The sequence below is a fragment of the Thermobacillus xylanilyticus genome (assembly GCF_907165215.1).
In the GTDB taxonomy this organism is placed as follows: domain Bacteria; phylum Bacillota; class Bacilli; order Paenibacillales; family Paenibacillaceae; genus Thermobacillus; species Thermobacillus xylanilyticus.
The window spans coordinates 26230-38138 of the sequence record NZ_CAJRAY010000002.1; the positions used below are offsets into that span (position 1 = coordinate 26230).

Annotated in this window: 10 protein-coding genes; 4 read left to right on the forward strand and 6 right to left on the reverse strand. The window is 62.0% G+C overall.

Translation table 11 applies throughout. The features are described from left to right. Window positions 1-308: 308 nt before the first annotated feature. The gene (locus KJQ12_RS00605) at window positions 309-1775 is read left to right on the forward strand and encodes a protein adenylyltransferase SelO (protein ID WP_213483053.1); all 1467 of its coding nucleotides are present in this window, start codon (window positions 309-311) and stop codon (window positions 1773-1775) included. Between the two features lie 554 nt (window positions 1776-2329). Then, entirely contained in the window at window positions 2330-2839 is a 510-nt protein-coding gene (locus tag KJQ12_RS00610) for a hypothetical protein (RefSeq protein ID WP_213483054.1), read from the forward strand. 39 nt (window positions 2840-2878) lie between these two features. Here the strand turns inward: KJQ12_RS00610 and arfA are convergent, their stop codons facing one another. The 4 genes from arfA to KJQ12_RS00630 form a co-directional block, all read right to left on the reverse strand. Then, on the reverse strand, window positions 2879-4390 hold the full coding sequence (arfA, locus tag KJQ12_RS00615; protein WP_015253502.1) for an arabinosylfuranosidase ArfA: 1512 nt from the start codon (window positions 4388-4390) through the stop codon (window positions 2879-2881). A 62-nt stretch (window positions 4391-4452) separates the two neighbouring features. Next, complete coding sequence (locus tag KJQ12_RS00620; protein WP_015253503.1) at window positions 4453-5301, reverse strand: carbohydrate ABC transporter permease; 849 nt, start codon at window positions 5299-5301, stop codon at window positions 4453-4455. A 1-nt stretch (window position 5302) separates the two neighbouring features. Continuing rightward, window positions 5303-6241, reverse strand: coding sequence for a carbohydrate ABC transporter permease (locus KJQ12_RS00625; protein WP_213483055.1), 939 nt, complete (start codon window positions 6239-6241; stop codon window positions 5303-5305). Between the two features lie 81 nt (window positions 6242-6322). Next, window positions 6323-7624 carry an ABC transporter substrate-binding protein gene (locus KJQ12_RS00630; RefSeq protein ID WP_213483056.1) on the reverse strand — a complete coding sequence of 434 codons (1302 nt, stop codon included), beginning with the start codon at window positions 7622-7624 and terminating at the stop codon, window positions 6323-6325. Between the two features lie 387 nt (window positions 7625-8011). Here KJQ12_RS00630 and KJQ12_RS00635 point away from each other — a divergent pair, with 387 nt between their 5' ends. Both KJQ12_RS00635 and KJQ12_RS00640 read left to right on the forward strand, forming a co-directional pair. After that, complete coding sequence (locus KJQ12_RS00635) at window positions 8012-8929, forward strand: ArsR/SmtB family transcription factor (RefSeq protein WP_015253506.1); 918 nt, start codon at window positions 8012-8014, stop codon at window positions 8927-8929. A 7-nt stretch (window positions 8930-8936) separates the two neighbouring features. After that, window positions 8937-10037, forward strand: coding sequence for an FUSC family protein (locus tag KJQ12_RS00640; RefSeq protein WP_213483057.1), 1101 nt, complete (start codon window positions 8937-8939; stop codon window positions 10035-10037). Here KJQ12_RS00640 and KJQ12_RS00645 read toward each other — a convergent pair. Together KJQ12_RS00645 and KJQ12_RS00650 are read right to left on the reverse strand one after the other, a co-directional pair. Continuing rightward, complete coding sequence (locus tag KJQ12_RS00645; protein ID WP_015253508.1) at window positions 10013-10630, reverse strand: TVP38/TMEM64 family protein; 618 nt, start codon at window positions 10628-10630, stop codon at window positions 10013-10015. The two genes, KJQ12_RS00640 and KJQ12_RS00645, sit on opposite strands and share 25 nt — an antisense overlap. 35 nt (window positions 10631-10665) lie before the next feature. Beyond that, the gene (locus KJQ12_RS00650) at window positions 10666-11862 is read right to left on the reverse strand and encodes an MFS transporter (RefSeq protein ID WP_213483058.1); all 1197 of its coding nucleotides are present in this window, start codon (window positions 11860-11862) and stop codon (window positions 10666-10668) included. Window positions 11863-11909: the final 47 nt, after the last annotated feature.

Consider the following 11909-nt stretch of genomic DNA (forward strand, 5'->3'; position numbering starts at 1 on the left):
GCATGTCCGCCGCCCGGCCGGGACGCCGCCCGGAAAGTCCCGATTCGTCCGCCCGCACGACAGCGTTCGCAGCGCCATCCGACGCCGCCCGCATTCGCAGGCGACGGCAAGCGGTCCCCGATCATGCTTAATTACATTTTCCATGCCGGTGTGATAAGATGATCCTGACTTTGGAGCGCCGATGCCGCCGGGGCTTCAACCTGTCTTGGCGCACAATTTCGGCCATCACGGGGAAGAATAGGGCTGCGAGCTTGAAGCTGGCCGGCATTTGTGCCGGACTTTCGAATGACAGGGGAGCGTGGTGCCAGGTGGAACGGACAGAGCAGCGAGCCGGATGGCGCTTCGACAACCGGTATGCCCGGCTGCCGGAGTTGTTCTATGTGAGACAGGAGCCGGTGCAGGTGCGCGAGCCGCGGCTCGTCATGCTGAACGAGCCGCTGGCGGCCGAACTCGGCCTCGATGCGGAGGCGCTTCGCTCCCCCGAAGGCGTCGAGGTGCTTGCGGGCAACCGGCTGCCGGAGGGTGCCGAGCCGCTTGCCCAGGCATATGCCGGCCATCAGTTCGGCTATTTCACGATGCTCGGCGACGGCCGGGCGCTGCTGCTCGGCGAGCAGCTTACCCCCTCGGGAGCCCGCATCGACATTCAGTTGAAGGGATCGGGCCGCACGCCGTATTCCCGCGGCGGCGACGGCCGGGCGGCGCTCGGCCCGATGCTTCGCGAATACATCATCAGCGAAGCGATGCATGCCCTCGGCATTCCGACGACACGCAGCCTCGCGGTCGTGAAGACCGGCATGCCCGTCATCCGCGAGACCGTGCTGCAGGGCGCGGTGCTGACCCGCACGGCAGCCAGCCATCTGCGCGTCGGCACGTTCCAGTTCGCGGCATGGCGCGGCAGCCGGGACGACCTCAAGGCGCTGGCCGACTTCGCCATCGCGCGCCACATGCCGGAAGCGGCGGAGGATAAGCAGCCGTACCTGGCTTTGCTCCGGGAGGTGATTGAGCGCCAGGCCGCGCTCATCGCCCGGTGGATGCTGGTCGGGTTCATACACGGCGTCATGAACACGGACAACATGACGATCAGCGGCGAGACGATCGACTACGGCCCGTGCGCATTCATGGACGAGTATGATCCGCTGACCGTTTTCAGCTCCATTGATACGCACGGCCGCTATGCATACGGGCGTCAGCCCGCGATCGGCGCATGGAATCTGGCGCGGCTGGCCGAAGCGCTGCTGCCGCTGCTTCACGAAGACGAGGAGAAAGCCGTCGAACTGGCGGAGGAGGCGCTCGGCGAATATGCCGGCTGGTACGAACGCCATTGGCTTCAAGGCATGCGCGCCAAGCTGGGGCTGTTCGGCGAAGAGGAGGAAGACGAAGCGCTGGCCCGGGATCTGCTCGAGCTGATGCGCAAGGCCAGGGCGGATTACACCCGCACCTTCTTCGACCTGACGCTCGGCCGGCCGGAGGATACGCCGATGCACGGCACCCGGGAGTTCGAGGACTGGCTTGCCCGGCGGCAGCGGCGGCTCGCGCGGCAGCCGCAGACCGAGGCCGAGGTGCGGCGGCTCATGATGAGCGCCAATCCGGCGGTCATCCCGCGCAACTACCGCGTCGAGGAAGCGCTGGCCGCCGCGGAAGCCGGCGATTTGTCCGTCATGGAGCGGCTGCTGGCCGCGCTGGCGGCGCCTTACGATTACGATGCGGACCATGCGGATTATGCCGCGGTGCCGCCGAAGCCGGATCGTCCGTATCGGACGTATTGCGGGACTTGAAGCGGAGGCATGATCGTCCGCATGGCCGGATGGCCGCGGATCGGATGTCGGCAGAAGGACGGTTACGGATGACCCGGTAATCATAGACCGGTAAACGGTGACTGGCGGCGGATAACGATAACTGGGACAAATGTCGGGCGGATGCTTCGGCGGGAGGCCGGGGCGCCCGCCTTTTTTCTGTCGGAAAATGTCGTTTTGTAAATCATTTTTACTAAAAAGTCTAATGAAAACCATGTGGTTTGGACGATAAAAGAGGTGTATGCGTATTTCGGGCAGCGGTTGTTCCATCAATTTACAGAAAGCGGGGCTTCACAATGGTCAGACAGCGCGTCGGCTAGGCCGAAAAGACGATGACGGCGGCAGCAGCCGCTCGATGAGAAAGGGGAAGATGCAGGAATGAATCTGTTGCAAAGGTTGACGACGATGAAAAAACCCGAGATGCAAGCCCGTCCGAACAGACGGCGGCGGCAAACCCGGACCAGGAGACAGGCGGCGTCAAGGCGCCCGTCCGTCCGCACACCGATGATCCGCTCATTACGAAACTGATCGACATCGTGCACGAAGTGATCGAGTCCCGCGAAGGATTGAAACTGCAGGTCGAAGAACGCGAGCGCGCGCTGGTCGGACAGGAAGATCAGATCCGCGAACTGCAGTACGACAAAGGCTTCCTGGAGAAAAAGCTGGAGACGGCGGCGGCCGATCTCTCCCGCGCGAAGGAAGCGGCGCTGGAGATGAAGACGCAGTACGATCAGCTGCTCGCCGATTTCAACGCCCAGCGGCTGCAGCAGGAGAACAAGATTCGCGAGCTGCAGGAGCGGCTTGCGGAGCGTGAGCTGACCAACCGGCAGCTCATGCTGGATCTGAACCGCAATCAGAAGGAATTCGAATTCAAGCTGCGCGAGATGGAGTCCCGCGAACGCGACAAGGAAGTCAAAATCCAGCACCTCGAGCAGAAACTTCGCCAGGCGCAGAACGAGATCGAGCGGCTCACCCGGATCATCAGCGATTTCGCATCGCAGGCGATTTCGACGGCCCGGCTGAGCGCCGCGTCGGACGCGGAGTAAAAACAAGACCTCCACATGCCGTGGAGGTCTTGTTTGGGTTTACGCGTTCCGTTTGCCCAGCCGGATGACGTGCCACGAATGTTTCGGCAGTTCCGCCTCGAGCAGGCCGTCCCGCATCTGCGAGCGCCCGCCCGCATGCGGCTTCACCCGCTCGCCGTCGGGACCGTTCACCGCTTTCAGATCGTCGTGCTCCAGCACGAGATGCTCGAGCACGCCGTACCCCTCGAACCCGCGGATCGCGCACTTCAGTGTCAGCGCGTCGCCGAGGCTCCGGTTCAGCGCGAACACGGTCAGCTCGTCCTTCTCCGGATTGTGCACGGCGATGCTTTCGAGCGCCGGCACGTCCGTGAACTCCGCCGTGTCGTACTTCGGCGAGTCGATGACCGGCTGCAGCGCGATGCCCCGGCCGTATTTCGACGCATGCAGGAACGGATAGAAAATCGTCTGCCGCCATGCCCGGCCGCCGTTCTCGGTCATGATCGGCGCGATGACGTTGACGAGCTGCGCGAGGCACGCCATCCGCACGCGGTCGCTGTGCTTGAGCAGCGTGATCAGCATGCCGCCGACGAGCAGCGCGTCCTCGAACGTGTAGATGTCCTCGAGCTGCGGCGGAGCGATGCTCCACGGCTCGATCTTCTTGTCCGCCTCGTTCGAGTGGAACCAGACGTTCCATTCGTCGAAGCTGAGGTTCAGCGTCTTCTTGCTCCGCTTCTTCGCCTTGATGTAGTCGCAGGTCGCCTTCACCGTCCGGATGAAATGATCCATCTCGAGCGTCGAAGCGAGATAGGACGCGGTGTCGCCGCTCCGGTTGCCGAAATATTGGTGCAGCGACACATAATCGACGTGGTCGTAGGTGAAGTCGAGCGACACGGCTTCATATTCCGGGAACGTCGGCATCTTCGCGCTGGAGCTGCCGCAGGAGACGAGCTCGATCGTCGGATCGACCCACTTCATCACCTTCGCCGTCTCCTGTGCCAGCCGGCCGTATTCCGCCGCCGTCTTGTGGCCGATCTGCCACGGTCCGTCCATCTCGTTGCCGAGGCACCACACCTTGATGTTGTGCGGCTGCTCATAGCCGTGCTTGCGGCGCAGATCGCTCCAATACGTGCCGCCAGGGTGGTTGCAATATTCGACCAGATTGCGCGCTTCGTCGATGCCCCGCGTGCCCAGGTTGACGGCCATCATCGCCTGGGCGCCGGCGGCCTTCACCCAGTCCATGAACTCGTTCGTGCCGAATTCGTTCGTCTCGATTGTCCGCCAGGCCAGCTCGAGCCGGCGCGGCCGCGCTTCCTTCGGACCGATGCCGTCCTCCCAGTTGTACCCGGAGACGAAGTTGCCGCCCGGGTAGCGGACGATCGGGACGCCGAGCTCGCGGACGAGCCGCAGCACATCCTGCCGGAAGCCGCGCTCGTCGGCCTCCGGATGGCCGGGCTCGTAGATGCCGCCGTAGACGGCGCGCCCGAGATGCTCGATGAACGAGCCGTAGATGCGGGGATCGATCTCGGCGATGCGGAAGTCTCGGTCCAGTGTCATGCGTGCGTTCAGTGTCATGTCTCGTCTCTCCTTTTTTCTGGTTGCGGCCATGAGCGGCCGGCATTACGCCGGAATCGGCGTCAGCCCTTGATGCCGCCGGCGGTCATGCCTTCAATGAAGTATTTCTGGAAGAACAGGAACACGATCAGGATCGGTACGATGGCCAGCACCGCTCCGGATATCAGCATATCAAAATTGTTGCCGTATGGCGTAAGCAGCGTCGCCAGTCCGATCGGGATGGTGAGCTGCTCGTTCGTTCTCAGCACGATGAGCGGCCAGAGGAAGTTGTTCCATGAGAACAGCGACTGCAGAATGAACATCGACGAAAAAGCGGGCGCCATCAGCGGCACCATGATCCGGAAAAACATGCCGAACTCCGTGCATCCGTCCACCCGCGCCGCGTCGAGGAAATCCTTCGGCAGTCCGCCGGCGTACTGGCGGAAGAAGAAAATCGGCAGCGGCGCCACCATGAAGGGCAGGATGACGCCCCACATGTTGTTGATCAGCTTCAGCGAGATCGACAGCTTGTAAAGCGGCAGGATGATGATCTCCAGCGGGATCATCATCGTCACGAGCACCAGCGCAAACAGCGCGTTCCGGAATCTGAACCGGTAGACGGCGAGCGCATAGCCGACCATCGACGAGAACAGCAGGCACAGCACGGTGAAAATGGCGGTGATGACCAGACTGTTCTTGTACCAGGTCAGGTAGAGCGACTGATCCGAGAACAGGTAGGTGTAGTTCTTCAGCGACACCAGCTCCGGATCGAGCCGGAGGTTCAGACCGTAGCGCATCATCTCCTGCGCCGGCTTGAACGACGCGACGATCAGCGTGACGATCGGGAAGACCGCGAACAGGCCGAGCAGAACGAAGAGGATAACGAGCGCCGCGGTCAGAAAGCGGCGATGTTTTGCGTTGCCTGCGCTCATGTCAGTCCTCCCTCCGGAACATGCCCGTCAGCTTGAGCTGGATCATCGTGACGGTGAACGTGATGACGAGCAGGGCGATGCCGACCGCCGAACCGAGGCCGAGATTGTTCTGCTCCAGCCCGTTGCGGTACAGGTAGCCGACGATCGTCAGGCCGATGTCGTTCGGCGACCGGTTGCCGGCCCACAGCATGTAGCTTTCCGTGAACATGGCGTAGCCGCCGTAAATGCTGATCGTCAGCACGTAGATCGTGATCGGCTTCAGCAGCGGCAGCGTGATCCGGATGAACCGGTCCCAGGCCGTCGCGCCGTCGATTTCCGCCGATTCGTACAGTTCCCGCGGAATGTTCTGCAAGCCGGCGAGGAAGTACAGGATGTTGATTCCCATCCACCGCCAGGTCGCGAGCACGACGAGCGTGAACATCGCGAGCCCTTCGTGGCGCAGCCATTTCTGCGGTTCGAAGCCGAGGGCGGTGACGAACGTGTTCATGAGCGAGCCTTCCAGTTCGCCGAACGCCAGCCGGAAAACGGTGCCCGCCACGACGACCGACGTCAGCGCGGGAATGAACAGCGTCGACCGGAAAAAGTTGCGCAGCACCATCAGCTTCGAATTGAGAAACACCGCGAGCACAAGCGGCAGCGGAATGAGCACGAGCAGCGTGAAGACCGTGTACTCGGTGCTGTTCATCAGCGCCTTGCGGAACGTCGGGTTCCACAGGCCGCGGTAGTTTTCGAGGCCGATGTAGCGAACCTGGCCGGGCAGCACTTCCTGGAAGCTCATGTTCACGGCGGACAGCACGGGATAGGCGAAAAAGAGGGCGAACGACAGGATGAACGGCAGCACGAACAGCCAGGGCGCGGCCGTCTGCGAGTATGCCAGCCTCCGCAGCGGGGAACGCCGGACGGCCGTCTGCCGTTCCGTTGTCGGAACCGGGTGCGTCATCGCGTTATGCCTCCTTCCGTGAAACGGCGATGCACCGGTCCCGCTGTCCGGGCGGGACCGGCGCTGTGCCCGTTTCGGGCGTTACTGAATCTGCGACTGCGTCTCTTCCAGAACCTTGACCGGATCTTCGCCGTCCTGGAGAATCCGGACGAGCACCGAGGTCCGGAACGCGTCGGAGATGGGCGGCGTCTGCTCATTGACGATGACGCCTTCGATCTCGTCCTTCACTTCCAGCAGCACGTCGAAAATGTCTTCCCCGAAGTAGTCGGTGAATTTGTTCGGCTCGCGGAGCTCCGGCGCATCCCAGACATCCGAGCGCAGCGGGTCGAAGCCGAGGAACTTCCAGATTTCGATGTTGCCTTCGCGCGACAGCTTCGCGAACGCGAGGAACGCTTTCGCCAGATCCTGGTTCTTGGAGGTCGTCGTGATGACGGTGCCCGTGCCGCCCATGCCCGCCGAGCGCGGCTCGCCCGCGTTCCAGGCCGGCATCGGCTTGATGACGATCTTGCCCTTCAGGTCGGGCATGTAGTCGGTGAACCGGCCCATGTACCACATCGGCATCCAGACCGACGCGGCGCCGCCGTCGTTCATGAAACCGTAGTATTCCTCGGCGTGGTGGCCGCCGCCGGGCGCCGGAACCGCGATGCCCTGCTTCACAAGATCCTGCTGGAACGCGAGCGGTTTCACGACCACGTCGCTCGTCAGGTTCGGCTTGCCGTCCGCCGTCTGCAGGTCGTCGCTGCCGGGCGCCTGCGCCACCTGGGGCCAGATGGACCACATGTCGTTCAGCTCGACCGTCGTCATCGGCTTGCCGGTTGCTTCGAGCACTTTCTTGCCGGCCGCCGCGAAATCGTCCCAGGTCTTGATGTCATCGGGATTCACGCCGGCCTGATCGAGCAGCTCCTTGTTGTAATAGATGACAGACGCGCCGACGTGGAAGTCGATGCCGTAGTAGTTGCCGTCCTTCGCGTAAATGTCGAGCCGGGATTTGACGAGATTGTCCAGCTCGGGCTCGACGATGTCGTTGAGCGGGACGAGCTGCGGCGTGCCCTTCAGGAAGTTCGGGAACTTGTTCAGCTCCACGTCCGCCAGATCCGGCGCGCCCGTGCCGCTCTGCAGCGCGACGAGCAGTTTGTTGTGCATGTCGTCGTACGGGTAGACATTGGCTTTGAGCGTGATTTTCCGGTCGGGATTCTGCTCGTTCCACCGTTCGGCCATGTGCTGGTAGAACTGCTCGTGCAGTTCGTTGAACGTCCAGAACTCGAGCGTCGTGCCGTCGCCCGACGACTCTTCGCCGGATTTTCCGCCGCCGCCGGAGCAGGCGGCCAGGGCCAGCGACAGCGCAAGGATCAGCGCCATGAACAGGAATGAATGCCGTTTCACATGTCTTCCCCCTTCAAATCGGATGTTCATGCTATTGCTTAATCCCGCCCGGGCGGGACGTAAGCCGGAACTTGCGTGAGTCTTTTAATTTACAAATTACTAAAATAATTTATGGTTTCATGTTATTTGGGCAATTTTGTTTTGTCAATACCTAAATGAATGCGTTTACCTAGCGGTTTAACATTAAAAAACTTTAAAACAAAAGTCGAATCGCCGGGAAAACCGGCCATGATGCGGGCGGGAACGGCGGGAAGACGGGGGGGAGAAAAATGTCGTTTGAAAGGGACGTCGTGAACGGATTGTCGGCATTTTGCGGAACACTTCTCAATCCGGCGGCTTTAATTTATAATAAGTTGAAACAAATTGCGGATGAGAGGATGCGACCCGTTGATCCATATCAAAGAGCTTAGGTCCGGCCTGAATCTGTTCAAGGCGCTCGGTTCCGAAATCCGGATCGAAATCCTGGAGCTGCTGAACCGCTACAACAGTCTCAATCTGAACGAAATCGCCGAGAAACTGGGTCTGTCGAACGGCGCGGTGACGATGCACATCAAGAAGCTGGAAGAGAGCGGACTCATCGAAATCACCACTGCGGTCGGCAAGCACGGCATCCAGAAGATCTGCTACCTGAACGAGGATCTGCTGACGGTCGAGCTGCGGAGCAAAGGGCCGGAGAACGTCTACGAAGTCGAGATCAAGGTCGGCCACTACTGCGACTACCATGCGGAGCCGACCTGCGGTCTGGCGACGAAGGACAGCATCATCGGGGAGTTCGACAATCCGCGCTATTTCGCCGATCCGATGCGGATCGACGCGGAGATCATCTGGCTGACGCGCGGATTTTTCGAATACCGGATTCCGAATTACCTCAAGCCGAACCATCGGCTTACCGAGCTGCAGTTCATCATGGAGCTGAGCTCGGAGGCGCCCTGCTACAACAACGACTATCCGTCGGACATCGTGTTTCACGTCAACCGGGTCGAGGTGGGGACCTGGACGTCGCCCGGCGATTTCGGCGGGGAGAAGGGGACGAACAACCCGGACTGGTGGCCGCCGCACCTGAACCAGTACGGGCTGCTGAAGCTGCTCCGGATCAACGAGAACGGCACGTACATCGACGGATGCCCGATTTCGGACGTGAAGATCACCGACATTCCGTTCGACGGCCATTCGGACATCAAGTTCCGGATCGGTGTGTCCGAAAGCGGCCAGGTCGGCGGACTGACGATCTACGGGTCGCATTTCGGCAACTACAAGCAGGACATTGTCGCGCGCGTCCTGTACGAGGTCGTGGACAAAGGGTGACGCGAAGATGACAATCGGTGCGCGCATGCTCAAGACGGGGCTGGCGGTGGTGCTGGCCATTTACGTGAGCGGACTTTTCGGCTTCGGTACGCCGATCATCGCGACGGTCGCGGCCATCTTCACGATCCAGCCGTCGATCTACCGCTCCTGGCAGCAGGTCCACGATCAGATCCAGTCGAACATCATCGGCGCCGCGTTCGCGCTGGGCGCCGCCCAATGGCTTGGCGTGACGCCGATCTCGGTCGGCATCGTCTGCATCGCGGTTATTCTGCTCAATATCAGGCTCAAGACGACGAGCGCGATCGGCCTGACGCTCGTCACGGTCGTGGCGGTCATGGAGGCGCACGCGGAAGGGTGGCGATTCGCGCTCGAGCGGTTCGCCATGGTGCTGACGGGGATCATCTCGGCCTTCCTCGTGAACGTGCTCGTCCTCCCGCCGCGCCCGAAGCAGCAGTTCCGCGAACAGGTGCATGAAGCCTACAACATTCTGTCGCTTTTGCTCCGGACGGCCGTCTCGAATGAAATCCGGGAACGGGTGTTCAAGGAAGAGCATGAGCGGCTGGAGCAGATTTTCCGGCGGCTGGACGAGCAGTACACGCTGTTCAAGGAAGACCGGGTATTCCGGCCCGCCGGCCGGCGCAAGCGCGCGCGGCAGCTCTTGCTCTCGCGCCAGATGATCCGGACGCTGCGGCATGGTTCCCAGCTGCTGGATGCGGTCGAAGAGCATTTCTATTCGTCGCCGGACGCGGCGGAGTGGGCGGAGCGGTTCGACCGGCGGATCGAGGCGCTGACGAAATGCCACGAGCAATTGCTGCTCAAATGGGAAGGGAAGATCAAGCCGGTCGCGGTGATTCGTCCGGAACCGGCGGATGATCTCGCGAAGGATCTGTCCGCGTACATCGGCAAGCAGCCCGTGGAGCGAAGACGGCTCCTGTTCGTCGCGTCCGCGATGTTCGAGTACGCGTATCATCTGGACCGGCTCGGCAAGCTGCTGGATCGGATCATGCGGGACCAGTCGGCGGACGAAGGAGCGGAAGAAGGAGCGGACGAAGCGGCGGAAGAAGCGATAGGCGAAAAGCCCGGTCAGCGCGACGCGCGCGACAGATAGCGGGATTCAAGCTTCTTGCCGCCGAACCACATGGCGGCGATGACGACGACGGCCGTGACGATGCGCCAGGGCTGATGGGCGAGCTGGGTAATGTCGAACGACAGGAACGAAACCGAGAAAATCATGACCGCCTTGCCCATCAGGATCGCCAGCGCGAACGTGCCGAACCGCACGGTGCTCAGTCCGGAAGCCAGATTGACGAGGAAAGACGGCGCGAACGGGAAGCATGCGAGCAGGAAGATCGGCGTGAATCCCTTCCGTTCGATCCAGCGGAAGAACCGCCGGGTCGCGGGGAAACGGCGCTGCAGCCAGATGCCCGGCCGTCTGCCGATCAGCCGCGCGATCCAGAAGACGGAGAAGGCTCCCAGGCAGACCCCGATCCAAGAATAGAGGATGCCGAGCCCCAGGCCGTAAACATTCGCGTTGACCGCGATGAAGACGAACAGGGGCAGGAAGGCCAGAAACGCTTCCAGGAACGGCAGCAGAATGCCGGGCAGCGGCCCGTAGGCGGCATAACTCTGGATCGCCTGCCGGATTTCGGCTTCGTCCATTTGCTGCAGATCACGGAACCAGTCCATTATGCTTTCAAACATGATGAATCAGCCGCTTTCTTGTTTTGACTTGCCGGTTATTTGCCTGCGGACACGCGGCCGGCAGGTTCCGCGGGCCGAAGCGGATACAGGAGATAGAACAGGCCGATCAGACCGAACAGGACGGCGCTCGTCCAGACGACGTCGGCTTCTGTGCCGAGCGACGCGATGATGCCGCCGGCCGCGGGGCCGATCATGATGCCGATCCCCTCCAGCGTGGAGAAGATGCCCCAGCCGAGCCCCTGATGCGACTGCGGCAGATAGGATGCGAGCAGCGCGTTCCAGGCGGGCAGCACGGCGGAATAAGAGATGCCGAGCGCGCCTGCGATCAGCAGGCATTCCCAGAACGGCGGCGCCGTCGACAGCACGAGGAGCAGCGCGGAGAACGTGCAGAACCCGGCGGAGAGGAACGCCCGCTTGTGACCGACGCGGTCGGACAGCCGGCCCATCGGCATCAGCCCCAGCACGGTCAATCCGCCGGCGGCGAGGAGAATGAGGGAGTAGGTGCTGCTGCTGACGGACAACTCCTTCTCCGCGAACGCCGGCAGCACCGGCAGGAGCATGCCGGCTCCCGCCGTCTGCAGGATCATGCCGGGCAGAAGCGCCCGCATGCGCGACAGCTTCTCGCGCAGGAGCGCGACCTGCCGGGTGAGCGGAATCGTCTCGATCATGCGCTCGCGCCGGTTCGAAATGAACAGCGACAGCCCCCAGGACAGCGCCGTCACGAGGGCGATCAGACGGCCGGCCGCGGCAGGCGCGTGATCGAGCAGCAGATTGCATACGATCGGTCCGGAGCCGATGCCGATGAACCAGATCGTGTACAGCAGCCCCATCTGGGTGGCGCGCTTGTCTTCGGTCACTTTCATCAGGCAGACGATCCAGATCGGCGAGATGCCGATGCCGAACAGTGCGGCGGACAGGATGAACAGCCACGGAACGTCCGCAACTTGCATCAAGGCGACGCCGGCCAGCGAAACCAGCAGTCCCGCGTGGACGATCGTCCTTGTCGAGAACCGGTCCAGCAGCCAGCCGATGACCATTTTAAGCGCCGTATCCGTCAGAAAATGGGCCGTAATCGCCGTGCCGACAATGTCAAGCGACAGGCCCAGCATTTTCTCTCCATAGATCGGGATGAAACTTGCCGCGACCGCCCCCCGCACGAATTCGACAAGGAGCAGGATGACGCCCAGCAGCACGATTCCCCCCCGATTTGACCGATTGAACAGACCTTTCACCTCGCCTCTCCCGGTTCTGATTGAAAGCGTCCGCCCGGGCGGGAGGC